Origin of the sequence: Bacillus infantis, assembly GCF_050107595.1 — a bacterium.
Lineage (GTDB): Bacteria > Bacillota > Bacilli > Bacillales > Cytobacillaceae > Bacillus_AB > Bacillus_AB infantis_C.
On the sequence record NZ_JBNILH010000001.1, the window covers coordinates 187,924 to 211,138 of the forward strand.

A 23,215-nucleotide genomic window follows, 5' to 3' on the forward strand; every position below is an offset into this window, starting at 1 on the left:
TCGTCTTTCGCCGTTTCTTCAGCTTTTTTTGTAATCTTATTGAAACCTTTCTGTTATATAGCCGTATTAACAGGCAGAGATAAAAACAGAAAGGGTGAGCAGGGGAATGGTCAGCTTAAAAAGGATTTATACGATATCAGGCCTCGTAGTCCTGATTATCATACTAAGCATTGCAGCATTCACCACCTGGTATACAGTCGACGAATCTGAACAGGCAGTCATATTGACATTCGGTGAAGTGGAACAGGGCATCAATGAGCCTGGATTGCATTTTAAAATGCCTTGGCCTATCCAGTCAGTAGAAAAGCTATCAAAAGAAACCTTCAGCCTTCAATTCGGCTATGAAGAAAAAGATGGGAAGGTAAAGGAATATCCTCAAGATACAAAGATGATTACAGGGGATGAGAACATTGTCCATGCAGACCTTGTGGTGCAATGGAAAATTACAAATCCTGAAAAATTCCTATTTAATGCAGATGACCCTGAAGAAGTCATGTATGATGCAACTTCTGCCTCATTAAGAAGCATCATCGGCAATTCTAAGATTGATGATGCCTTAACCTCAGGCAAGGCACAGATCGAGGGGGACGTCAGGGAGATGCTGACTTCTCTGATTGAAAAATATGATATTGGCATATCGATACTGGCAGTCAAACTCCAGGATGTCGAACTTCCCAATGATGAAGTCCGCAAGGCGTTCACCAATGTAACAGACGCCCGTGAGACGATGAATACTAAAATAAATGAAGCTAAAAAATACAAGAATAAAAGAATGAATGAGGCAGCCGGTGAAGAGGATGCCATGATCTCCAAGGCAAAAGGAGATAAAACTGCAAGGATCCAGGGAGCAACTGGTGATGTAGCAGTATTCAACAAGCTTTATGCGGAATATAAAAACAGCCCTGATATCACAAGGGAGAGGCTGGTACTCGAAACGCTTGAGCAGGTTCTTCCAGGTGCTGAAATCTATATCATGAATGATGACGGCAATACGATGAAATATTTCCCGATCAGGCCACTTGAGAAGGAGCAGCCTAAGGCACCCGCAGAGGAAGGAAGTGAAGGCAATGGATGATCAGAATGTAGTGAATATAAATGAGCGCGGAAACGGGTTCCAATGGCGCAACTATATAAAAGCAGGAATTTTTCTGGTTGTGGTCATCGCGGCACTGATTCTGATTTTTGCCAACCTCTTTATCGTGAAGGAAGGTGAGTACAGGGTTATCCGCCAGTTTGGAGAGGTAGTCAGGATTGAGAAGGATCCCGGACTCAGCTATAAACTTCCTTTCATCCAGAGTGTCACTTCCCTGCCGAAGTATCAGATGACATATGATGTCAATGAGGCGGAAATCAATACGAAAGACAAGAAAAGGATTATCATCGATAATTATGCCGTTTGGAGAATCGAGGATCCCAAGAAGCTGATCGCAAATGCCCAGACGATGGAAAAAGCAGAGTCAAGGATGGAAGAATTCATCTACTCGGTGGTAAGGGCAGAGCTTGGTAATTTGGAATATGAGGACATCATCACTGATGAAGAAGCCTCTTCCCGCGGTTCAATCAATGACAGGATCACTGAACAGGTGAATGAGATGCTGTCCAGGGACCAGTATGGGGTGGTTGTGACAGATGTCAGGATGAAAAGGACCGATCTGCCAAGCGAAAATGAGCAATCTGTTTATACAAGGATGATTTCCGAGCGGGATACTAAGGCGCAGGAATATCTTTCCCAGGGGGATGCACAAAATAACAGGATTGTAGCGGAAACTGACATGAACGTTAAGGAGATGCTTTCAAAGGCACAGGCTGAAGCAGAAACCATCCGTGCGGAGGGCGAGGCAGAAGCTGCCCGCATCTACAATCAGTCTTTTTCAAAAGATCCTGAATTCTACTCGCTGTATAGAACACTTCAATCTTATAAAAAGACGATTAATGGGGAGTCTGTCATTGTGCTTCCTTCCGATTCGCCGTATGCCCGCCTGCTGATGGGGTATACAAACTAGCAGTCAAATAGCTGCGCGCCGTTATTTTTCTTTCTTTATCCAGTCGTGATAAAATGAAAGAAGAATAACGGTTTTTTATGTTAAGCTTTTTTCTGCCAGGCTGAAGGCCAATTTTGGCTGGCTGAAGAATTCGGCGGCGCTGACAAGAGTGCGCTTCCCGGACTTTCAAGAACTATGCTGCAAGGAGGATGGACCATTGGCTAAAAAGCTTGTGTTGATTGATGGAAACAGTATTGCATACAGGGCCTTTTTTGCGCTTCCGCTGCTGAATAATGACAAAGGCATACATACAAATGCGGTTTACGGTTTTACTATGATGCTCATGCGCATCCTGGAGGATGAAGATCCTTCTCATATTCTGGTTGCTTTTGATGCAGGAAAAACAACCTTCCGCCATAAAACATTCACTGAATATAAAGGAGGCAGGCAAAAAACTCCGCCAGAGCTGTCTGAACAATTCCCGTTCATCCGTGATTTGCTTGATGCTTATCAGATACCGCGCTATGAGCTTGAGAATTATGAGGCGGATGACATCATCGGCACCCTTTCCCTCCAGGCAGAGCAGGAGGGCTTCGAGGTGAAAGTCATTTCCGGGGATAAGGATTTGACCCAGCTAAGCTCTGAACATACTACCGTCGGAATCACCCGCAAGGGAATAACGGATATCGAAGAATATACTCCGGAACATATCCGGGAAAAATATGGCCTGTCACCTGGACAGATCATTGATATGAAAGGTCTGATGGGGGACAGCTCAGACAATATTCCAGGGGTGCCTGGTGTAGGAGAGAAAACAGCAATCAAGCTGCTGAAGGAATTTGAAACGCTTGAAAACCTGCTTGGATCCATTGATCGTGTGAGCGGCCAGAAGCTGAAGGAAAAGCTTGAGGAGCACAAAGATCTGGCCGTGATGAGCAAGGAGCTTGCCACTATCACAAGGGAAGCGCCTGTTGAAGTGAAAGTAGAAGATGTGGGCTATTCAGGCTACGACCAGGCTAAAGTCGTTTCTCTTTTCAAAGATCTCGGATTCAACTCGCTTCTTGAGAAGATCGGCGGAGAAGTAACTGAAGAAGCAGCTGCGCCCCTTGAGGATATCCAGTTTGAAACAGCAGAGAATATCCTTGACGATTTATTTGCTGATGAAACTGCTTTTTATGTCGAGATGCTTGAAGAGAATTATCATACTGCAGAAATAGCCGGCTTCTCGGCTGCAAGCGGAAATGGGGTCTATTTTATTCCGGCTGAGCTTGCTTTAAGTTCTGAGACCTTTAAGAAGTGGGCCGAGGACGAGTCTAAAAAGAAGATTGTCTATGATGCCAAGCGAACGGAGGTCTCACTGCGCCATCACGGCATCCACCTAAAAGGAGTGGAATTTGACCTTCTTATCGCTTCCTATATCATCAATCCGTCAGAATCAATCGAAGACTTTGCTTCTGTTGCCAAACGCCATGGATACAATGGTTTACAAACGGATGATGCCGTCTACGGGAAGGGTGCGAAGAGAAAAATTCCTGTACAGGAAGAGCTTGCAGGACATCTTGCCAGAAAAGCTGCAGCGCTGGAAGCCCTTAGGGACAAGCTTGAAGATGAGTTAAAGGAAAACCGGCAATATGAACTTTTTTATGATCTGGAAATGCCGCTTTCGCTTATTCTGGCTGATATGGAGTCCCAGGGCGTTAAGGTCGACCTTGAAAGGCTACAGGCGATGGGAGAACAGATCAATCAGAAGCTTGGCGATATCGAGGAGCGAATCCATGAGCACGCCGGTGAGGCTTTCAATATTAATTCTCCTAAGCAGCTTGGGGTCATCCTCTTTGAAAAGCTGGGCCTGCCTCCTGTTAAAAAGACAAAGACAGGGTATTCGACTTCTGCCGATGTCCTGGAAAAGCTGGAAGAGAAGCATGAAATCATCAGGGAAATCCTTCAGTACAGGCAGCTTGGCAAGCTTCAGTCGACTTATATCGAAGGGCTTCTAAAGGTGACGGACAAGAAAACTGGAAAGGTTCATACCCGCTTTAATCAGGCACTCACACAAACTGGCCGCCTCAGCTCGACGGATCCGAACCTGCAGAATATCCCGATCCGCCTTGAAGAGGGAAGAAAGATCAGACAGGCCTTTGTACCTTCTGAAAAAGGCTGGGTCATTTTTGCAGCTGACTATTCCCAGATCGAGCTAAGGGTGCTTGCGCATATTGCTGGCGATGAAAAGCTGATCGAGGCTTTCCGTGAAGATCAGGATGTCCATACAAAGACAGCTATGGAGGTATTCCATGTTTCAGAAGGCGAAGTGACATCGAACATGAGACGCCACGCTAAAGCAGTCAACTTTGGAATTGTATACGGAATAAGCGATTATGGGTTGTCGCAAAGCCTCGGAATTACAAGGAAGGAAGCCGGGCAGTTCATCGACCGTTACCTGGAAAGCTATCCGGGTGTCCGCGAATATATGGACGATATCATCCAGGAGGCGAAACAGAAGGGATATGTTTCGACCCTTCTTCATAGAAGAAGATATCTTCCTGAGATTACAAGCCGGAATTTTAATCTAAGAAGCTTTGCAGAGCGTACAGCCATGAATACGCCGATACAGGGCAGTGCTGCCGATGTCATTAAGAAAGCCATGATTGACATGGCCGATCGGCTTCGTGAAGAAGGACTGCAGGCCCGCCTTCTTTTATCGGTGCACGATGAATTGATCTTTGAGGCGCCTGAGGAAGAAATTGAGACACTGAAGAGAATTGTGCCGGACGTGATGGAAAACACAGTGGATCTGGATGTCCCGCTAAAGGTTGACTTCTCATACGGGCCGACATGGTTTGATGCAAAATAGAAGGAAGATAGCAAGCGCTTGGGTACAGCCGGGCGCTTTCTTCCTTGCCAGCAGTCTAGGCTTGCATAAAGAAGAAAGGAGAATGAATCATGCCTGAATTGCCTGAAGTAGAAACAGTCAGGAAAACATTGAAAGAGCTTGTCAGCGGCAAAGAAATCAAGCAGGTGTCCATCCATTGGCCGAAGATGATCAAGCAGCCAGGCGAAGCTGAGCAGTTTGCCGATGCCCTTGCCGGACAGACTATCCTGGATGTCGGGAGGCGGGGAAAGTTTTTGATCATTTACACAGATGATTATGCTTTGGTTTCCCATCTCCGCATGGAAGGTAAGTATGCTCTTTATTCAAAAGAAGAGGACAAGGATAAGCATACCCATGTTATCTTCCATTTCTCAGACGGCTCTGAACTCCGCTACAGGGATGTAAGGAAATTCGGTACCATGCATCTGTTTGCCAAGGGAGAGGAATTTGCGAGTCTGCCCCTGTCCCAGCTGGGGCCTGAGCCCTTTTCGGAAGAATTTACACCCCAGTTTCTGCAGCAGCGGCTTGCCGGGACAAATAGAGCGGTCAAAACTGCTCTTTTAGATCAGAAAGCGGTCGTTGGACTGGGGAATATCTACGTGGATGAGGCGCTGTTCAGAGCAGGCATCCACCCTGAACGGCTGGCCAGCTCTCTTTCTGGTGATGAAGTAGGCAGGCTGCATAAGGAAATTGTCGCCACACTTTCTGAAGCAGTTGAGAAGGGAGGGAGCACCATCAGGTCTTATGTGAATTCGCAGGGCCAGATCGGCATGTTCCAGCTCGAGCTTTTCGTTTACGGGCGAAAAGGAGAGGCATGCAAATCATGCGGCAGCACACTCGAAAGAATCATCGTCGGCGGGCGGGGCACAGTCTTCTGCCCTGTGTGCCAGGTGAAGTAGAGGGTCTTTTGCCCTCCGCAATTCGATTGTCCAGCTGCAGCGGCTAGGGACTCGAGACATAAGTCAGCCTGGCTAAAAGGTTAAAGAGCGAACCTTTCATCCAGTCTGCCTTATGCTTGTCGTCCCTGGGCAAGCCGCTTCCGCTTTTCGATTGTCCAGCTGCGGCTCCTAGGTGCTCGAGTCATAAGCCACTTTGGAATCGATGGCAAAGAACGCCTTCAATTCCAAAGCGTCTTATGCTTGTCGCACCTGAACAGTCGCCTCCGCATTTCGATTGTCCAGCTCCAGCGGCTAGAGCCTCGAGTCATAAGTCACCCAGGAATTAAAGGCAAAGAACGCCTTTTATTCCTGTGCGCCTTATGCTTGTCGGCTCTGGGCAAGCCGCTTCCGCTTTTCGATTGTCCAGCTGCGGCTCCTAGGTGCTCGAGTCATAAGCCACTTTGGAATCGATGGCAAAGAACGCCTTCAATTCCAAAGCGTCTTATGCTTGTCGCACCTGAACAGTCGCCTCCGCATTTCGATTGTCCAGCTCCAGCGGCTAGAGCCTCGAGTCATAAGTCACCCAGGAATTAAAGGCAAAGAACGCCTTTTATTCCTGTGCGCCTTATGCTTGTCGGCTCTGGGCAAGCCGCTTCCGCTTTTCGATTGTCCAGCTGCGGGCGCTAGCCCCTCGAGTCATAAGCCAATCAGGCCAGAAGGTTAAAGAACAACCTTCCGTCCTGCTCGTCTTATGCTTGAGGACCACAGGATGTGGGTCATGCAGACGTTGCCACAGGACGTGGCGTTCTTAGTCTGCGTTCCTCAGTGGGCAAGCGCCCTCCGCAATTCGATTTGTCCAGCTGCAGCGGCTAGGGACTCGAGACATAAGTCAGCCTGGCTAAAAGGTTAAAGAGCGAACCTTTCAGCCAGTCTGCCTTATGCTAGTCGTCCCTGGGCAAGCTGCTTCCGCATTTCTAATAACATTGGATTGGCTTCTTCCATATACTATCCTAGCGATTTACAGGAGGAAGGAGCATGATCCATGGTACACACTCTCTCACTTCTTATGCTTGCATTTGCTGTCAGTCTTGACAGTTTCAGTGTTGGCTTGACATATGGGTTAAGGAAAATGAGCATACCCTTAAAGTCGATTTTGATTATTGCCTGCTGTTCGGCTATCACGCTTATAACAGCAATGACCATCGGCCATGTGATCGAGAGTTTTCTGTCACCTCAAGCTGCCGAGAGTCTTGGCGGAATTCTTTTGATTCTTCTTGGAGCCTGGGTCTTATACCAGTTTTTCCGTCCGGAAAAGTCAAAGGATGTACTTCCCCACGAAAAAACGATTGTTAATTTTGAAATTAAATCATTAGGTCTTGTTATAAATATCCTGCAAAAGCCGATGGCTGCCGATTTTGATAAATCTGGCACGATTACAGGGATTGAAGCATTTATGCTGGGCCTTGCCTTATCTTTGGATGCATTTGGAGCAGGGATAGGAGCCGCCATGCTGGGCTATTCTCCTGGCTATCTAGCTGCCGCGGTGGCTGCAATGAGCTCGCTTTTTGTTTTTGCCGGAATGAAGATCGGCACTATTTTCAGCCACAGCAGCTGGGTGCAGCGCTTTTCTTTTATTCCGGGGCTTTTGCTGATCGTCATTGGAATCTGGAAAATATAACGAGTCCGGAAAGGACAGAATATGCCGTTAGTAATAGGGTTGACCGGAGGCATCGCCAGCGGGAAAAGTACCGTATCCGCCATGCTGATGGAAAAAGGGATTACAGTCATTGATGCAGACTTGGAAGCACGGCTTGCGGTGGAAAAGGGCGAAGAAGCATATGATGGTATTGTCAGCCGATTTGGAACCGAAATTCTTCAATCTAATGGAGAAATTGACCGGGCAAAGCTCGGAGCTATCATTTTTCATAATGAAGAGGAACGGCTGGCTCTTAATGCGATCGTCCATCCTGCTGTCCGCAAAAGGATGCTGGAGAAAAAAGAACAGGCCATCCAAAAAGGGGAGCAGCTTGTAGTGCTGGATATACCGCTTTTGTTCGAAAGCAAGCTGGAACATTTGGCTGATAAGACATTGCTTGTTTATACAGATAGGGAAACTCAGCTGAGGCGTTTGATGAACCGGAATTCTTTAAGTGAGGAAGAAGCGGAGGCACGAATCAATTCTCAAATGCCTCTTCCTGAAAAAGTCAGACTGGCAGATGCCGTCATTCATAATAATGGCACCATTGAAGAGACGAAGGAGCAGTTGTTGGGGCTGCTGGACCAATGGCTGCCGGAGGAAAAGGGGAAGAGCTGATGCCTTCCCTCTTTTTTATGCCTAATGAAGCTAAATGTTTATAGCTTTTGCTTTGTTCTTTCCGTTCATAAAAGGCGTAAAGCAGACTATATTGAACTAAGGTCCAAAAATGTTATTCTGAATAATTAGACTTTTTGAAAATGTGCACAATCTTGAGCACAAAAGTTACTATATATGTTATACTAATCGTAAGGATAAACAGCTAAAGTATAACACTTATTCGGAAGGGGCCGTATAATGATGGCGAGAATAGCGATTAATGGTTTTGGAAGGATCGGAAGAATGGTGTTCAGAAAGGCAATTATGGAGAAAAATCTTGAAATTGCAGCAATCAACGCCAGCTATCCTGCTGAAACTCTGGCTCATTTAATCAAATATGATACGAATCACGGTATGTTTGAAGGCGAAGTGATTCCTGAAAATAATGCAATAGTCGTAAACGGGAAGCGCATCAGGCTGCTGGCAAGCAGAGATCCCCTTGAACTCCCGTGGAGGGACCTGGAAATCGATATTGTCATTGAAGCAACAGGCAAGTTCAATTCCCGCGAAAAAGCAGCGCTTCATCTTGAGGCAGGAGCTAAAAAGGTAATACTGACTGCCCCGGGTAAAAATGAGGATGTCACAATTGTGATGGGAGTAAATGAAAGCGCATTAAATATATACGAGCATGACATCATTTCTAACGCATCATGCACAACAAATTGCCTGGCGCCTGTCGCAAAGGTGCTTGATGAAAAATTCGGGATTGAAAACGGACTGATGACGACTGTCCATGCCTACACAAACGATCAGAAAAATATTGACAATCCGCATAAGGACCTGCGCCGTGCACGAGCATGCGGCCAATCAATCATTCCGACATCAACAGGCGCTGCCAAAGCCCTTTCCCTTGTCCTGCCCCAGCTGAAGGGCAAGCTTCACGGAATGGCCCTCCGTGTCCCGACGCCAAATGTGTCCTTGGTTGACCTTGTGGTGGACCTGAATAAAGAAGTGACGGCCGACGAAATCAACGATGCCTTTGAAGCTGCAGCCAGAGGAAGCATGAAGGGCATTTTGGATATCACAGAAGAGCCGCTCGTATCTGTCGACTTTAATACAAATGAACATTCTGCCATCATTGACGGCCTCTCAACAATGGTCATCGGCCCCAACAAAGTAAAAGTACTCGCCTGGTATGACAACGAATGGGGCTACTCCTGCCGGGTCGTAGACCTCGTCAACTTTGTTGCCGGAAAAATGGCTAAACTAACAGAAGTAAAAGCAGGCTGACAACACCGGAAAATAGTAAGCTGATGCTTGTTTATTAAAGCACGTTTGTTTTAGAAAACAGGGGAACGGAAGAACTCTTCAGTTCCCCTGTTTTTATTTTATGTATTAGGCTTTTGACTTTAAAAAATTTAAAAACCTGTTGATTGGAGTGGAAGGCACGAAGACTCCAGCGGGATTGCAGCGGCAGAGCCGAGACCCCGCAGGAGGTACGACGAGGAGGCTCAGCGCCGCCCCGCGGAAAGCGAAGTGCCTGGAACGGAAATCAACCCCCCATACCTAAAGCTAACCCTCCAATAACCAGCTTTTTAAGACATATTCCAGTCTTTTTCCATCTATTATTCAAGACAAACTACACCTCTAAAAAAATCAAAAACTCCTGTTGCAAAAAAAATATAAACAAAGTATACTATTCCTCGTGAACTTCTTGAATTTTGGCAGTGATGGCTACTTAAAGGGTTAGGACCTCTCTGGACTAACTTTCCCCCGTGGTAGTTGTTGGCCAGTAAAAATGAAGAAGCTCATTAATTCGCTTGTATTTTTAAAAAGGGGGAAATTTGAATATGGAAACAATGGGCCGTCATGTTATTTCAGAGCTATGGGGCTGCGATTTTGAAAAGTTGAATGATATGGAATTTATTGAACAGACATTTGTAGGGGCTGCATTGAAGTCTGGTGCAGAAATCCGCGAAGTCGCGTTTCACAAGTTTGCACCGCAGGGTGTAAGCGGAGTAGTAATCATTTCCGAATCTCATCTGACCATCCACAGCTTCCCGGAGCATGGCTATGCAAGCATTGATGTATACACATGCGGAGATCTCAATCCTAACATTGCTGCAGATTATATTGCAGAAGAGTTAGGCGCTCAAACTCGTGAGAATATTGAAATTCCTCGCGGTATGGGTCCTGTTCAAGTTAAGCAAGCTCAAGCAAACGCACTATAAAAATGACAAACTGATAAACTGACAAATCAAAGGGGTGTATCCGTACACCTCTTTTTATATTGGCCGGGACAGCAGGGCAGCATGATCCGAAAAATAAGATAGTTTTTACAACTGCGGTTACTGTCTAGCCCAGCGCCTGCCCCCTCGAGGTCACAAGCCGATCCTCCCGAAAAGGCAAAGAACGTCTTTCCGGGAGGATCGTGTTGAGGCCCCTGGGAAGCTGGTCATGCAGACGCTGCCACAGGACGTGGCGTTCTTAGTCTGTGTTCCATTTTTGACAAGGCGCTTGCGCTTTTCTTGTGTTAAAATAAAGAAAAGTGATAACTCGGAGGATGAATGGATGTCAATTTTTCGGACAGTTTTCGGCCGCTTTCAAAAACAGTGTGAAACAAGTGAAAGCCATCGGGATGAGAATCTGCGGACAAGATACTATAAGGCCAGCTTTAATAAGGCTTTTGAAACTGCAGAAAACGTTTTGCGGAAGGATCCCAGCGTGAAAATGATCAGCTCTGCCAAGGAGCATGGAGAAATGGCTGCGGAAATTACCCGCGGCAGAAAGTACTTTGCCATTATCACCATTGTGTCTGTAAGGGGAATGGAGTCTGCCATTGATGTAAATATATCGACTGAGCAATTTTCTCCTACTGGAGCATTTCCTGCCCTGAAAAAGGAAATCACAGGTTTCTATAGCAGGCTGGATAAAGAGCTTACATATCTTGGTTCCGGCAGGAATGCTGAATAGCGGAAGCTTGTACCGCTGATGTGTTTTTTATATGATAGAAACAGAATGGCCTTCGTGCAGAGAAACGGCCAGCAAGTACATGAATGAGGATACGGAGCTGATTGTATGAAATGCCCTTCATGCCAGAATAACAATACACGCGTCCTTGATTCCCGTCCGGTCGATGACGGCCGTTCCATTCGCAGAAGGCGGGAGTGCGAGAAATGCGGCTATCGCTTCACCACATTCGAGAAGGTGGAGGAGATACCCCTTATTGTCGTAAAAAAGGAAGGTACGCGCGAGGAGTTTAGCCGCGATAAGATGCTGAGGGGCCTGATCAAGGCCTGCGAAAAACGTCCTGTTGCCCTTAAGGAGCTTGAAGAAGTGACATCTGAAGTGGAGAAGGAGCTTCGCAGCCAGGGGGTTTCTGAAATAAAAAGCGAATTTATCGGTGAAATGGTCATGGACAGACTGGCCAAAATTGATGAGGTTGCTTATGTCAGGTTTGCCTCTGTTTACCGGCAATTCAAGGATATCAACGTATTTATCGATGAGCTGAAAGAATTGATCAAAAAAGAACAATGATTTTTTGGAAGTGATGCACTGAAGTGCCTGCAGCCAGAGCCGAGCTAAAGACTGTCTTTGGCTCTTTTTTGGCTGGTTTCCCGAAGATCGTAGAAAGGTTGGCAGCTATGACTCAGCATTGGCAAGAAATGCTTCCAATTGACCGCTATGCAGTGGCCGCGAGCGGTCTTTTGCATGAGTATGACCGAAAGGTACTGACTTTGTTGTATCAGCCCTTAATCGGGGCTTCCTGTTTCAGTTTATATATGACGTTGTGGGCTGAACTGGAGGAAAACAGGCTCTGGTCTCAATCAAACAGCCATCATAGCTTGATGAATTTCATGGGGATGAACTTAAAGGAGATTTATGAAGCAAGACTGAAGCTTGAAGGAATTGGTCTTTTGAAGGCTTTTGTGAAAAATGATGAAGGCAGCCGCTCTTTTATATACGAACTGCAGCCGCCGCTGAGTCCGGAGCAGTTTTTTCTGGATGGGATGCTTAACATCTATTTGTATCGAAAAATCGGCAAAAATCAGTTTCTGAGGCTTAAACGATTTTTCTGTGACTATGATTCTGGTATGATGCAGGGTTATGAGGAAGTAACTAAAGCCTTTCAGGATGTATATGAATCAGGCCATCCTGCAGCTTTCTCCCCTGACCAGGATACAGGAAGGGATCTTTCCCTTGAAGATGGCTTTGCCTTCATAGGCAGAACAAGCACTGAAGAGATAAAAATCGACGGGTCATCCTTTGATTTTGAGCTGCTTGCAGCTGGTTTGAATGAGTCTCTTCTTCCCAAGTCGGCGCTGACCCCGAAGGTCCGGGAGGCAATAAGCAACCTGTCCTTTCTTTACGGGATTGATGCCCTGCAGATGAAAAACATCCTGATCAGTGCAATGACGGAAGACAATGATATTAATATTGAAGAGCTGCGGAAATCCGCACGTGACTGGTACCAATTTGAGCATCAGGATCAGCTGCCGTCCCTTATAGACCGGATCCAGCCAGGCATCCATCAAATTCAGGCCGCTGAGCCGAAAACACAGGAAGAAGAATTGATCAGATATATGGAGACCACTTCTCCGCGCCAGCTGTTAAAGGACATCTCCGGCGGGGCTGATCCCTCCAAGGGAGACCTGCAGATTATTGAGGATGTTATGTTTCAGCAGAAGCTGAACCCTGGCGTTGCTAATGTTCTAATTCAGTATGTTATGCTAAAGACAGATATGAAGCTGACGAAAGCCTATGTAGAGAAGATTGCCGGGCATTGGGCTAGAAAACAGATTAAAACGGTCAAAGAAGCCATGATCCTGGCCAAAAATGAACACCGCCAGTATCTGGAGTGGGCAGAAGGCAAAAAGGCAAAGCCTGCTTCAGCGAAAAAGCCGATCAGAAAAGAAGCACTGCCGGACTGGTTTGATGAGCAGCAGGAAGAGCAGCCGCAAAAAGCATCGGCCGCCAATGACTCGGAGTATGAGGCAAAAAGACGGGCCTTAGAGGAAAGGCTTAAAAAATATAAGAAATAAGGAGGTGGCAGCATGGAAAGGATCAATGAGACATTGAAAAAACTTGCAGGTAACGAAAGCTTTCAAAAAAGGTACGAGCAGCAAAAGAAGGAAATTTTCTCCCATCCTGATGTAAAAGCTTTTTTGCAGGAGCATCGCGCAGAAATTACAAATGAAATGGCAGAAAGAAGCATGATCAAGCTCTCGGAGTATGCCCAGCAGAGCAAGGAATGCAGAGAGTGCCCAAGCCTTGGGGAATGCAAGAATATGATGCAGGGGTACCATCCTGAACTGGTCATCAGGAGGGGGATCATTGATGTCCAATACAACCGCTGCCCGCGCAAGGTGATCCATGATGAACGGAAGAAAAATGAGAAGCTGATCCGAAGCCTGTATATTCCAAAAGAGATTGTCAGCGCCTCCTTCGCTGATGTTTACCTGGATACCAGACTGGATGCGGTTGATAAAGCGGAAAGCTTCGTCGAGAATTATCAGCCGGGTACAAGGCAGAAGGGGCTTTATTTCTACGGAAAGTTCGGGGTCGGCAAGTCCTTTCTGCTTGGAGCAATTGCCAATGAACTTGCCAAGAAAAAGATCTCGTCCATGATCGTTTATGTCCCGGAGCTCTTAAGGGAAATGAAAAGCAGCATCGGAGACTCAACCTTGAATGAAAAGCTTGAGGCCATCAAGCGCGAGCCGATCCTGATGCTTGATGATATTGGCGCCGAAACGATGTCCAGCTGGACAAGGGACGAGGTGTTAGGACCAATCCTGCAGTTCAGGATGCTGGAGAACCTGCCAACCTTCTTTACATCCAATTTTGATATGCAGGGGCTGGAGCACCACCTGACCTACAGCCAGCGCGGCGAAGAAGAAAAAATGAAAGCGCGCCGGATCATGGAGCGCATCCGCTACTTGTCTGAGCCGGTCCTGGTTGACGGGCCGAACCGCCGTGTATAAAGAGTGATTCTGAAAAAACTGCCTTGTATTTAGGCAGTTTTTAATTGTTTAGGAAATTATAAATTGTAAGCCTTGTGGATTATTATCAATTCTTGATCCACGTCCAGCAGCTGCGCCGAGGTCACAAGACAAACCTCCCAAAAAGGCAAAGAACGCCTTTCCGGGAGGTTTGTCTTGAGGCCCCCAGGATGGGGGTCATGCAGACGTTGCCACAGGACGTGGCGTTTTTAGTCTGCGTTCCTTAAGGGTGATCAAGGCGCATGCGCTTTTGTTCTTTTGTCTCCAAATTTCTTTCCCGCAATATGTCCCCCTTTTTATCCCTGTTATGCTTCGCATTTGCTTCTAAATTGTACAAGTTTCCCATATACATGGAATCAGGGATATTAACGAAGGAAGCCGTATAGGTAAGGAGAGGATATCTCCCGGCACTTGCTGCAGCTTCGAATATTGTTTAATAAACAAGGGGGGATATGATTGATTGAAATCATTTTCCAAAATCAGCAGGATGCGAGGAAACTGCAGGAACTCCTGGAGCTTGAACTAGCATCCTCTAATATAACAGCACTTCAGCTGAAAGACGGGCATACTGTTCAGGTCAAAGGGGGCAGAGTACAGGAGACGGCAGACCTGGTAAAAAGGGCGATGACACACTTCATTATAGAAACTAAGCAGGATGACTGGTTCCGCAGGATTCTTTCGGAGCAGTATTTTTATGAAGATGAGGAAGAGCAGCAGCAGATCATGGATATTATCCATTCCATTCTTGAGGGAAACAGGGATGATTTGTCTGCTTTTCTGGACGGTCCTGGACCGGAGAAAAGCCTTAGCCTCGCAATTGAAGAATTAATGTCAGGGGACATCTCTTCGTTTTCGTTCGACTCTTTTGTAAAATTCCGCCTCCGCCCGATGATGGACCAGCTTGAACGATATGCAGCGCTTTCCATAGATGAATATAAGATGGAGCAGGAATATCAGATGTTCATCCATATGCTGAGGGATTTCCTGAAGGGCAGGGCCCCTAAGCGCAGTGCTGTCCATCTGGTGATGGGGGAGGAGACTGTCTTTTATGATGGCCGGCTTATTGAGATCAAGCGGGCTGAGCTCTTGAAGATGGTTGACCGCCGGCTGCTTTTTAACCATCCTGTATACGTCGATTCCGTTACGATCGCCCCGCTTCTTTCAATGGCGCCGTCAGCCATTTTTCTTTACTCAGATGTACCAGACTGTCCGCTGGCCAGGACCGTCCACAATATATTTGAGGAAAGAGTGGTCATCCAGCCTCTTGAAGTCTTTACAGAACTGAAGAAAATCCTCTCTGCAGCAGGAAGGGAGAAAATCTGAAATCCCTTGATTTTTCCAAGATAAACTACTATAATAACGTACATAATAATTCAAACACCACAAATGTAGTGACGAGGACAAGGGTATTCATTACGGTTCAAAGAGAGGGAAGCCAAGGCTGAAAACTTCCCAGCACGGATGAAATGCTTACCGCCTCCGAACAACAGTCAGGAAAGGACAGTGGCGCAAGAGTGACGAAGATTCGCCGCTTATCATTGGTCTAAGTATTGGCTGGCGGGCATGGGACCGTTATATCCCTCACTAAGCCGGACTGCGTGATTTAATGCGTCTGGGAATTTGGGTGGAACCACGTGTTAAATACAACTCGTCCCTTCTTTAGGGACGGGTTTTTTGTTTTTTAAGCACATAAGGAGGAATTTTTCATGTCAGAAGTAATTAAATTGACTTTTCCGGATGGAGCTGTAAAGGAATTTCCGAAAGGAACATCTACAGAGGATGTGGCTGCATCCATCAGCCCGGGATTGAAGAAAAAAGCGCTAGCAGGAAAGCTGAACGGCACTATGTACGATCTTCGCAGGCCGATAGAAGAAGATGGTTCTATTGAAATCGTCACACAGGGCAGCGATGAAGCGCTCGAGGTTCTTCGCCACAGTACAGCCCACTTAATGGCACAGGCCATCAAACGCCTGCACAAGGGCGCCAAATTCGGTGTAGGCCCTGTCATTGAAGGCGGATTCTATTATGATGTGGATCTTGAAGAATCACTGACTCCAGAAGACCTGCCCCTGATTGAAAAAGAGATGGCCAAAATCGTCAATGAAAATATTGATGTGCATCGAAAAGCAGTAAGCCGTGAGGAAGCGGTGGAGTTCTTCAAGGAAATCGGCGATGAGTACAAGCTTGAACTGATTGAAGCGATTCCGGAGGGGGAAACTGTCACTCTTTATGAGCAGGGTGATTTTACAGACCTTTGCCGCGGTGTCCATGTGCCTTCCACAGGCAAGATTAAGGAATTCAAGCTGCTCAGCATAGCCGGTGCTTACTGGCGCGGAGACAGCGACAATAAGATGCTGCAGCGCATTTACGGGACAGCATTCTTTAAGAAAGAAGATCTGGCTGAGCATCTGCGTTTGCTCGAAGAAGCGAAAGAGCGTGACCACAGGAAGATCGGCAAAGAGCTTGATTTGTTCATGACTTCCCAGAAGGTCGGCCAGGGGCTGCCAATGTGGCTGCCGAAGGGTGCAACCATCCGCCGCATCGTCGAGCGCTATATCGTTGATAAGGAACAGCGCCTCGGCTATGAGCATGTATATACGCCAGTTATGGCAAATGTTGAGCTTTATAAAACATCCGGACACTGGGACCACTACCAGGAAGATATGTTCCCTGTCATGGAAATGGATAATGAGGAACTTGTCCTGCGCCCGATGAACTGCCCGCACCATATGATGATTTATAAAAACAGCATTCACAGCTACCGTGAGCTGCCGATCAGGATTGCCGAGCTTGGCACCATGCACCGCTATGAAATGTCTGGTGCGCTGTCCGGACTGCAGCGTGTGCGCGGGATGACTTTGAATGATGCCCATATTTTTGTGCGCCCGGACCAGATCAAGGAAGAATTTAAGCGCGTCGTCCACCTGATTCTCGAGGTATATAAAGACTTCAACATTGAAGATTATTCTTTCCGCCTGTCTTACCGCGATCCTCAGGACACAGAGAAATACTTCAATGATGATGAGATGTGGGAAAAAGCCCAATCCATGCTGAAGGAAGCAATGGACGAGCTTGGCCTAGACTACTATGAAGCAGAAGGCGAGGCAGCATTTTACGGCCCTAAGCTGGACGTGATGGTAAAAACAGCGCTTGGCAAAGAAGAGACCCTTTCCACTGCCCAGCTTGATTTCCTTCTGCCTGAGCGCTTTGATCTCTCTTATGTCGGCGAAGACGGGAAGCAGCACCGTCCTGTCGTCATCCATCGAGGTGTCGTCTCCACGATGGAACGCTTTGTAGCTTTCCTTATCGAGGAATATAAAGGGGCATTCCCGACATGGCTGGCACCAGTACAGGTACAAGTGATCCCGGTTTCCCCTGACGCCCATTTCGACTATGCAAAAAAGGTTCAGGAAGAGCTCCAGGCTCAAGGCTACAGGGTGGAATTGGATGCCCGCAATGAGAAGATCGGCTACAAAATCCGTGAAGCACAGATGCAAAAGATCCCTTATATGCTCGTTCTTGGGGACAAGGAAGTTTCAGATAATGCGGTAAATGTCCGTAAATACGGTGAGCAGAATTCTGAGACCATATCATTTGATGCGTTCAAGGATGCATTGAAAGAAGATGCAGTGAGATAACAATTTTTACAGGGAGGCTTCGGCCTCTCTTTTTTAATAGTTAAACTTTGTTAGTAAAGTTGATTTTGGGCTCATTCGGGTGAAATTCTGTTTCACACGCCTTTCAGCTGTACTGAAAGGCAGCTGGATATTCACTCTGCGGCTGAGAAAGCTGGAAGGGTGAATATCTGCTTAAATGAGCCCAAAATCAGCAACAATGTTTAATTCAGCCAATAATTAGAACGATTAAGAAAAAATATCTGCGAAAACTATTGCAAGAAATCAATTTCTTTGATAGAATTCAAATCGTTGTGATAAAAACATCTATTCGTTTGACACGAAATTATCATTTGTGATATAGTTACTTAGGTAAATTGAATACGGCTTTGAGGAAAAGAAGAAGCACCCGCTTCTCACCTGGCTGACGCAAAGAGCAGTTGGCAGGTTTTACTGAAACAGCTTTTAACTTGTCGTTTCGTAAGTGTGGGTGATTTCATCCGCACTTTTTTATATGTCTATAAAGCTTTATGATGTAATATTGTCAGTGTCATGCTGGATGCAGCGTGGGATTCGGTGCAGGTTCTGCAGCTTGCGGCTGCTCTTGACTCAGACGTTGTATTCGCACAAAACCTTGGAGGTGGCTAACTATTAGCAAACAAGATATGTTGTTAAACGAGGGCATCCGCGCCCGTGAAGTTCGTCTAATTGACCAAAATGGCGAGCAATTGGGAATCAAGTCCAAGAATGAAGCGCTGGAAATTGCTACACGCGTAAATCTTGACGTTGTTCTTGTTGCGCCAAATGCTAAACCTCCTGTAGCCCGCATCATGGACTATGGAAAGTTTAAGTTTGAGCAGCAGAAGAAGGAAAAAGAAGCTCGCAAAAACCAAAAGATTATCAATATCAAAGAAGTTCGCTTAAGTCCGACTATTGATGAGCATGACTTTAATACAAAGCTGCGAAATGCAATTAAGTTTCTGGAAAAGGGCGATAAAGTAAAAGCTTCGATCCGATTCAAAGGTCGTGCGATTACACATAAGGAAATTGGTCAGCGTGTTTTAGTCCGTTTTGCGGAAGCCTGCAAGGAAGTTGCAGCTGTGGAATCACATCCGAAAATGGACGGACGCAGCATGTTCATGGTCTTAGCACCTAAAATCGACAAGTAAAGAGGGGGAATTCCACATGCCAAAAATGAAAACTCACCGCGGTACAGCTAAGCGCTTCAAGAAGACTGGTTCAGGTAAACTGAAACGTTCTCACGCTTACACTAGCCACTTATTTGCTAACAAATCAACTAAACAAAAGCGTAAGCTTCGTAAAGCTGCGATTGTTTCCAAAGGCGATTTCAGACGCATTCGCCATATGCTAGACAACATTAAGTAATTTCCGAATATAGGAGGGAAAAGATATGCCACGTGTAAAAGGCGGTACAGTTACTCGCAAACGTCGTAAAAAAGTTCTTAAATTAGCCAAAGGTTATTTCGGTTCAAAACATACATTATATAAAGTTGCTAACCAGCAGGTTATGAAATCATTAATGTATGCATACCGTGACCGTCGCCAGAAAAAGCGCGACTTCCGTAAACTATGGATTACTCGTATCAATGCGGCTGCCCGCATGAACGGTCTTTCTTACAGCCGTTTGATGCATGGTCTTAAAGTTGCAGGCATCGAAGTGAACCGCAAAATGCTTGCTGAACTTGCAGTTGCTGACGAAAAAGCATTTGCTGAATTAGCTTCTGTTGCAAAGCAGAACCTGAGCAAGTAATAAGGCTGAGGCCTTTAGAAAGCCATTCTCGCTATGAGGATGGCTTTTTTCAATAATAAGACTATACATAAAGGGGCTGACTGATAATGGAATGGGCTGCTCTGTATTTGCTGCTGATCAATGCAGCGGGCTTTTTTATTATGAGGGCAGATAAACAAAAAGCACGGAAAAATCAATATCGGATAAGCGAAAGAACACTTTGGACCATAGCTTTTGTTTTTGGAGCCCCGGGAATGTACGCCGGCATGAACAAATTCAGGCATAAAACAAAACATGATGCTTTTAAATACGGGCTGCCGGCGCTGAGCATGCTTGAAGCGGCAGTCTGTATATATTTGCTAGCCGTTTGGGCATAAGCTGCCTTCATTTGCTATATGTTAAAGTAACATCATGATTTAACAGCAAAGAAGGTGGCTACCATGAATGAAATGCTTTCTCTCGTATTGGCCGCCGTTCATACGGGCGGCTGGCTGTCTCCGGTCTTATTCATTCTGCTCCATACAATAAGGCAGTTTCTTTTCGTGCCTGCTGCCGCCATTTGCATAGCTGGAGGAGCGGCATTCGGAACGGCTGCGGGCACCGCTTATTCTGCTGCAGGACTGCTGCTTGGGAATATGCTTTTTTATTGGATGCTGGAAAAGTTGCCGGCTGCCCGCAATAAGCTGTCTTCTTTAAAGAAACGCTGGTTCGGGGAATACAGGAATCTGACTGCAGGCCAGGTGGCTGTTCTCCGGCTGATCCCTTTCGTTCATTATCATCTGCTCACCTTTTGTCTGCTCGAGCGATATAAACGGTTTGGGGAGTTTGTGAAGGGCAGCTGGGTGACCAATCTGCCGATGGCGGTATGCTATACCATGTTTGGCGGTTTCATCAGCCGATTTTCGCTTCCGGCCGCGGGGGCAATCCTGCTGCTGCTTGGAGTGTTAGTGTATATACTTAGGGAAAAGATGAGCGTCATTGAATGGCGGGATTTTTTCAAGGAAACAGCATAAGAAGAATATGGCTCCTCCCGCTGGCGGGGACCTGGTATAAGTGTTTTTCTGCATGAAAAAAGGCGCCAGCCGAAGGATTGGCGCCTCTTCCTTTTATAAAATTTAGCTTTGGCAGTGCTTCATGTTAAAATCAGGCTCGAAACTCCCTGAAAATTAAATGGAATCTGTGCCTTTGCTCATGAATTCCTTGATGGGGCTCTTCCAGTCAAGCTTTGCATTGGGATATTGCTCCGATATTTTTCTTTCAATGAATAGGAAATCTTCCCTTACCATCCCTTTGAGAGAGGACAGGTTATGCGGCCAAATGAAAATGGAAACAACCTCAAAAGCATTGTCAGTGGTGCCTAAATATTTCTCCCCCTCAAGCAGTACGCCCTTGTACGTAATCAGGAAATTTTTGCGGACATTATTCTGGTCATCCAGGAAATAATAGCGCTTTTGTTCATGGGCAAGCTCGAGCTTCCGCTTTGGGTTAACGATATATTTAACGCATGTGTAGATGAGAAATAAAATGAGTGCAAACAAAAGCAAGCGTATCGCCCACATCATAAAATACCTCCGCTGGTCACAGTTTTATCTTTATTTACGGATATATCTCAAAAAAGTTTCGTTCTTTTTTTTATTTGTTATAATTTTTTCTGACGGGTGATTTTTGCTGGCCAATCTCCGTCAGCAAGTTTTTCTGAAGCCAGCTGAAAGGAGATGTTTATCTGCTGTGAATATCAACAAACTTTTTGATATGCAAAAAGCGCTTGACCATCATATTGAGACTGAGCATAAATTGACGGAGGAAAATCTATTTGACAGAAAGGTCCTGGCCCTTTTGGTAGAGTTGGGTGAGCTTGCCAATGAAACGAGGTGCTTTAAGTTTTGGAGCCAGAAGCCAGCTTCTGAGCCTGCAGTGATCCTTGAGGAATTCGTCGACGGCGTCCATTTCATCCTGTCACTCGGAATTGAGTGCGGATTTGTGGGCGGTGCCGCCATCGAGCCGCAGGAAAAGGGCGAATCACTGTCCCATCAGTTTCTGAACCTCTATCATTTGATAGATAAATTCAGTGCTTCCAGGACCCTTATGGACTTTAATGTGCTTTTTGGCGCATATGTATGCCTGGCAGAAATGCTTGGGTTTTCTGAAGAACAAATCGAGAGGGCTTATGTGGAGAAGAATGAAGTGAATTATGAGAGGCAGCGCCAGGGATACTAGCAGATAGCTTTGCCTCGTTAAGGAAACCCGCAAGATTCGGATTTTTCTTTTTACACCATGGGACAGTAAGGTATAATGAAGAAGAAAATAAATATTAAGGGAGTCGAAACATATGGCAAAATTAGATGAAACGCTGACGATGCTGAAGGAATTGACCGATGCAAAAGGCATTCCGGGCAATGAGCGCGAAGTTCGCGATGTCATGAAGAAATACATAACAGAATTTGCAGACGAAGTGACAACTGACGGCCTTGGCAGCCTTGTGGCCAAGAAGACCGGCCAGGAGGGCGGACCGAAGATCATGATTGCCGGCCACCTGGACGAAGTAGGATTCATGATCACTAGCATTGATGACAAAGGCTTTCTCCGTTTTCAGACTGTAGGAGGCTGGTGGTCACAGGTTATGCTTGCACAGCGTGTTACCATTGTAACAAGCAAAGGGGATATTACAGGCATCATAGGATCCAAGCCGCCGCATATCCTTCCTGCTGAAGCCCGCAAAAAGCCGGTCGACATCAAGGATATGTTCATCGATATCGGTGCTTCCAGCCGCGAAGAAGCGATGGAGTGGGGAATAAAGCCAGGTGATATGGCAGTCCCTTATTTTGAATTCACTGTGATGAATAACGAAAAGATGCTGCTTGCCAAAGCATGGGACAACCGCATTGGCTGCGCGATCGCCATCGATGTGCTGAAGCAGCTTAAAGATGCCGAGCATCCAAACGTGGTATACGGCGTTGGAACTGTACAGGAAGAAGTAGGGCTGAGAGGGGCAAAGACAGCTGCCAACCTCATTGAACCGGATATCGGCTTTGGCGTGGATGTAGGTATCGCAGGTGATACACCTGGTATTTCTGAGAAGGAAGCATTGAGCAAGATGGGCAAAGGGCCGCAGATCATCCTTTATGATGCATCTCTTGTATCCCACAAAGGCTTGCGTGACCTTGTCACAGATACAGCGGACGAATTGAATATCCCGTACCAGTTCGACAGCATTGCCGGCGGAGGTGCAGATTCAGGAGCCATCCACCTTTCCCATAATGGAGTGCCTTCCCTGGCCATCACGATTGCCACCCGTTACATCCATTCACATGCAGCCATGCTTCATCGCGACGACTATGAAAATGCAGTCAAGCTCATCGTTGAAGTGATTAAACGTTTGGATAAGGAAACTGTTGATAGGATTACTTACGAGTAAAAAACAGCAGCCCCTCTTGGGGCTGCTGTTTTTTTCGGCGGTGACAGGCACCTATGCCACTTTAGAAATTGGTATGGGTGCCTGTCACCTTCCCTGCAGCATTATTTCAAACTGCTCTCCAATGTCTGGAGCATTTCTTTTTTGTCTTCTTCTGATGAGTTCTGCCAGATGACTTCGAAGAGGACGCCAAGGCCAGGCAGCATTTTTTCTTCGCCGTTCTGGATTGCGTCGACTATCGTCTCCTTCAGCTCGTCCTGAGAGTTGCCGGAAACATTGTGGATAATGGCATTGCGCAAATTCAGATTCATCTGCACGCACCCCTTTCATATTCAATTCTTTAATATGTTTTCTATTTTTGGATTTATTATGTACAGAGGGTAAGCTATAATAAGAAAATTGAAAGCTGAAAGATAAA

The 23,215-nt window shown here is 46.2% G+C and carries 23 protein-coding genes and 1 other annotated feature; of the genes, 21 read left to right on the forward strand and 2 right to left on the reverse strand.

Annotated elements, in window-relative coordinates; genetic code table 11:
* Positions 1–106 precede the first annotated feature (106 nt).
* The 19 genes from hflK to ACQCVH_RS01055 all read left to right on the forward strand — a co-directional run bounded on the left by hflK (position 107) and on the right by ACQCVH_RS01055 (position 20,398).
* A complete protein-coding gene (gene hflK, locus ACQCVH_RS00965; protein ID WP_426834070.1) occupies positions 107–1,075 on the forward strand; it encodes an FtsH protease activity modulator HflK in 969 nt (322 codons plus the stop codon).
* Complete coding sequence (hflC, locus tag ACQCVH_RS00970) at positions 1,068–2,003, forward strand: protease modulator HflC (protein ID WP_426834071.1); 936 nt, start codon at positions 1,068–1,070, stop codon at positions 2,001–2,003. The genes hflK and hflC overlap by 8 nt, the downstream gene beginning before the upstream one ends.
* 196 nt (positions 2,004–2,199) lie before the next feature.
* Positions 2,200–4,833: a DNA polymerase I gene (gene polA, locus ACQCVH_RS00975; protein ID WP_426834072.1), complete on the forward strand. Its 2,634-nt coding sequence runs from the start codon at positions 2,200–2,202 to the stop codon at positions 4,831–4,833.
* Positions 4,834–4,922: 89 nt separating this feature from the next.
* Positions 4,923–5,750: a DNA-formamidopyrimidine glycosylase gene (gene mutM, locus ACQCVH_RS00980; RefSeq protein ID WP_426834073.1), complete on the forward strand. Its 828-nt coding sequence runs from the start codon at positions 4,923–4,925 to the stop codon at positions 5,748–5,750.
* Positions 5,751–6,771: 1,021 nt separating this feature from the next.
* On the forward strand, positions 6,772–7,407 hold the full coding sequence (gene ytaF / locus ACQCVH_RS00985; RefSeq protein WP_022544264.1) for a sporulation membrane protein YtaF: 636 nt from the start codon (positions 6,772–6,774) through the stop codon (positions 7,405–7,407).
* A gap of 21 nt (positions 7,408–7,428) precedes the next feature.
* Positions 7,429–8,043 carry a dephospho-CoA kinase gene (gene coaE / locus ACQCVH_RS00990; RefSeq protein WP_426834074.1) on the forward strand — a complete coding sequence of 205 codons (615 nt, stop codon included), beginning with the start codon at positions 7,429–7,431 and terminating at the stop codon, positions 8,041–8,043.
* 237 nt (positions 8,044–8,280) lie between these two features.
* Complete coding sequence (locus ACQCVH_RS00995; protein WP_426834075.1) at positions 8,281–9,312, forward strand: glyceraldehyde-3-phosphate dehydrogenase; 1,032 nt, start codon at positions 8,281–8,283, stop codon at positions 9,310–9,312.
* 560 nt (positions 9,313–9,872) lie between these two features.
* Positions 9,873–10,253: an adenosylmethionine decarboxylase gene (speD, locus tag ACQCVH_RS01000; RefSeq protein WP_426834076.1), complete on the forward strand. Its 381-nt coding sequence runs from the start codon at positions 9,873–9,875 to the stop codon at positions 10,251–10,253.
* 340 nt (positions 10,254–10,593) lie between these two features.
* On the forward strand, positions 10,594–10,995 hold the full coding sequence (locus tag ACQCVH_RS01005) for a hypothetical protein (protein WP_224898499.1): 402 nt from the start codon (positions 10,594–10,596) through the stop codon (positions 10,993–10,995).
* A 105-nt stretch (positions 10,996–11,100) separates the two neighbouring features.
* A complete protein-coding gene (gene nrdR, locus ACQCVH_RS01010; protein WP_009791377.1) occupies positions 11,101–11,559 on the forward strand; it encodes a transcriptional regulator NrdR in 459 nt (152 codons plus the stop codon).
* A gap of 107 nt (positions 11,560–11,666) precedes the next feature.
* Entirely contained in the window at positions 11,667–13,064 is a 1,398-nt protein-coding gene (locus tag ACQCVH_RS01015) for a replication initiation and membrane attachment family protein (protein ID WP_426834077.1), read from the forward strand.
* 12 nt (positions 13,065–13,076) lie between these two features.
* Positions 13,077–14,003 (forward strand): primosomal protein DnaI, encoded by a 927-nt coding sequence (gene dnaI / locus ACQCVH_RS01020; protein ID WP_224898503.1) that lies wholly within the window; start codon positions 13,077–13,079, stop codon positions 14,001–14,003.
* A gap of 474 nt (positions 14,004–14,477) precedes the next feature.
* Positions 14,478–15,344, forward strand: a complete 867-nt coding sequence (locus ACQCVH_RS01025; protein ID WP_426834078.1) for a putative sporulation protein YtxC — start codon at positions 14,478–14,480, stop codon at positions 15,342–15,344.
* A 383-nt stretch (positions 15,345–15,727) separates the two neighbouring features.
* On the forward strand, positions 15,728–17,659 hold the full coding sequence (thrS, locus tag ACQCVH_RS01030; protein ID WP_426834079.1) for a threonine--tRNA ligase: 1,932 nt from the start codon (positions 15,728–15,730) through the stop codon (positions 17,657–17,659).
* Positions 17,660–18,026: 367 nt separating this feature from the next.
* Positions 18,027–18,153 (forward strand) — a sequence feature (ribosomal protein L20 leader region).
* Positions 18,154–18,300: 147 nt separating this feature from the next.
* Positions 18,301–18,804 (forward strand): translation initiation factor IF-3, encoded by a 504-nt coding sequence (gene infC, locus ACQCVH_RS01035; protein ID WP_022544261.1) that lies wholly within the window; start codon positions 18,301–18,303, stop codon positions 18,802–18,804.
* A gap of 16 nt (positions 18,805–18,820) precedes the next feature.
* Positions 18,821–19,021, forward strand: a complete 201-nt coding sequence (gene rpmI / locus ACQCVH_RS01040; protein ID WP_009796129.1) for a 50S ribosomal protein L35 — start codon at positions 18,821–18,823, stop codon at positions 19,019–19,021.
* Positions 19,022–19,046: 25 nt separating this feature from the next.
* Positions 19,047–19,406, forward strand: coding sequence for a 50S ribosomal protein L20 (rplT, locus tag ACQCVH_RS01045; RefSeq protein WP_009796130.1), 360 nt, complete (start codon positions 19,047–19,049; stop codon positions 19,404–19,406).
* An 86-nt stretch (positions 19,407–19,492) separates the two neighbouring features.
* Positions 19,493–19,762: a DUF1294 domain-containing protein gene (locus ACQCVH_RS01050; protein ID WP_426834080.1), complete on the forward strand. Its 270-nt coding sequence runs from the start codon at positions 19,493–19,495 to the stop codon at positions 19,760–19,762.
* Positions 19,763–19,825: 63 nt separating this feature from the next.
* Entirely contained in the window at positions 19,826–20,398 is a 573-nt protein-coding gene (locus ACQCVH_RS01055) for a VTT domain-containing protein (protein WP_426834081.1), read from the forward strand.
* Positions 20,399–20,551: 153 nt separating this feature from the next.
* Here ACQCVH_RS01055 and ACQCVH_RS01060 read toward each other — a convergent pair whose 3' ends face one another.
* The gene (locus ACQCVH_RS01060; protein WP_426834082.1) at positions 20,552–20,947 is read right to left on the reverse strand and encodes a sigma-w pathway protein ysdB; all 396 of its coding nucleotides are present in this window, start codon (positions 20,945–20,947) and stop codon (positions 20,552–20,554) included.
* A gap of 166 nt (positions 20,948–21,113) precedes the next feature.
* On the opposite strand from ACQCVH_RS01060, the gene ACQCVH_RS01065 reads away from it, so the two are divergent.
* Positions 21,114–21,602 carry a dUTP diphosphatase gene (locus ACQCVH_RS01065; protein ID WP_426834083.1) on the forward strand — a complete coding sequence of 163 codons (489 nt, stop codon included), beginning with the start codon at positions 21,114–21,116 and terminating at the stop codon, positions 21,600–21,602.
* Between the two features lie 112 nt (positions 21,603–21,714).
* Positions 21,715–22,800 (forward strand): M42 family metallopeptidase, encoded by a 1,086-nt coding sequence (locus tag ACQCVH_RS01070; RefSeq protein ID WP_426834084.1) that lies wholly within the window; start codon positions 21,715–21,717, stop codon positions 22,798–22,800.
* A gap of 101 nt (positions 22,801–22,901) precedes the next feature.
* On the opposite strand, the gene sspI is transcribed toward ACQCVH_RS01070, so the two are convergent.
* A complete protein-coding gene (sspI, locus tag ACQCVH_RS01075) occupies positions 22,902–23,108 on the reverse strand; it encodes a small acid-soluble spore protein SspI (protein WP_009796004.1) in 207 nt (68 codons plus the stop codon).
* Positions 23,109–23,215 lie beyond the last annotated feature (107 nt).

Excerpts from the sequence above, each read along its gene's own strand:
- sspI (WP_009796004.1), bottom strand. The coding sequence starts at position 23,108 with ATGAATCTGAATTTGCGCAATGCCATTATCCACAATGTTTCCGGCAAC.
- speD (WP_426834076.1), top strand. The coding sequence starts at position 9,873 with ATGGAAACAATGGGCCGTCATGTTATTTCAGAGCTATGGGGCTGCGAT.
- ACQCVH_RS01005 (WP_224898499.1), top strand. The coding sequence starts at position 10,594 with ATGTCAATTTTTCGGACAGTTTTCGGCCGCTTTCAAAAACAGTGTGAA.
- rplT (WP_009796130.1), top strand. The coding sequence starts at position 19,047 with ATGCCACGTGTAAAAGGCGGTACAGTTACTCGCAAACGTCGTAAAAAA.
- ytaF (WP_022544264.1), top strand. The coding sequence starts at position 6,772 with ATGGTACACACTCTCTCACTTCTTATGCTTGCATTTGCTGTCAGTCTT.
- ACQCVH_RS00995 (WP_426834075.1), top strand. The coding sequence starts at position 8,281 with ATGATGGCGAGAATAGCGATTAATGGTTTTGGAAGGATCGGAAGAATG.
- dnaI (WP_224898503.1), top strand. The coding sequence starts at position 13,077 with ATGGAAAGGATCAATGAGACATTGAAAAAACTTGCAGGTAACGAAAGC.
- ACQCVH_RS01070 (WP_426834084.1), top strand. The coding sequence starts at position 21,715 with ATGGCAAAATTAGATGAAACGCTGACGATGCTGAAGGAATTGACCGAT.
- nrdR (WP_009791377.1), top strand. The coding sequence starts at position 11,101 with ATGAAATGCCCTTCATGCCAGAATAACAATACACGCGTCCTTGATTCC.
- infC (WP_022544261.1), top strand. The coding sequence starts at position 18,301 with ATGTTGTTAAACGAGGGCATCCGCGCCCGTGAAGTTCGTCTAATTGAC.
- rpmI (WP_009796129.1), top strand. The coding sequence starts at position 18,821 with ATGCCAAAAATGAAAACTCACCGCGGTACAGCTAAGCGCTTCAAGAAG.
- ACQCVH_RS01060 (WP_426834082.1), bottom strand. The coding sequence starts at position 20,947 with ATGATGTGGGCGATACGCTTGCTTTTGTTTGCACTCATTTTATTTCTC.
- thrS (WP_426834079.1), top strand. The coding sequence starts at position 15,728 with ATGTCAGAAGTAATTAAATTGACTTTTCCGGATGGAGCTGTAAAGGAA.
- ACQCVH_RS01055 (WP_426834081.1), top strand. The coding sequence starts at position 19,826 with ATGAATGAAATGCTTTCTCTCGTATTGGCCGCCGTTCATACGGGCGGC.
- ACQCVH_RS01050 (WP_426834080.1), top strand. The coding sequence starts at position 19,493 with ATGGAATGGGCTGCTCTGTATTTGCTGCTGATCAATGCAGCGGGCTTT.
- coaE (WP_426834074.1), top strand. The coding sequence starts at position 7,429 with ATGCCGTTAGTAATAGGGTTGACCGGAGGCATCGCCAGCGGGAAAAGT.
- hflC (WP_426834071.1), top strand. The coding sequence starts at position 1,068 with ATGGATGATCAGAATGTAGTGAATATAAATGAGCGCGGAAACGGGTTC.
- ACQCVH_RS01015 (WP_426834077.1), top strand. The coding sequence starts at position 11,667 with ATGACTCAGCATTGGCAAGAAATGCTTCCAATTGACCGCTATGCAGTG.
- hflK (WP_426834070.1), top strand. The coding sequence starts at position 107 with ATGGTCAGCTTAAAAAGGATTTATACGATATCAGGCCTCGTAGTCCTG.
- mutM (WP_426834073.1), top strand. The coding sequence starts at position 4,923 with ATGCCTGAATTGCCTGAAGTAGAAACAGTCAGGAAAACATTGAAAGAG.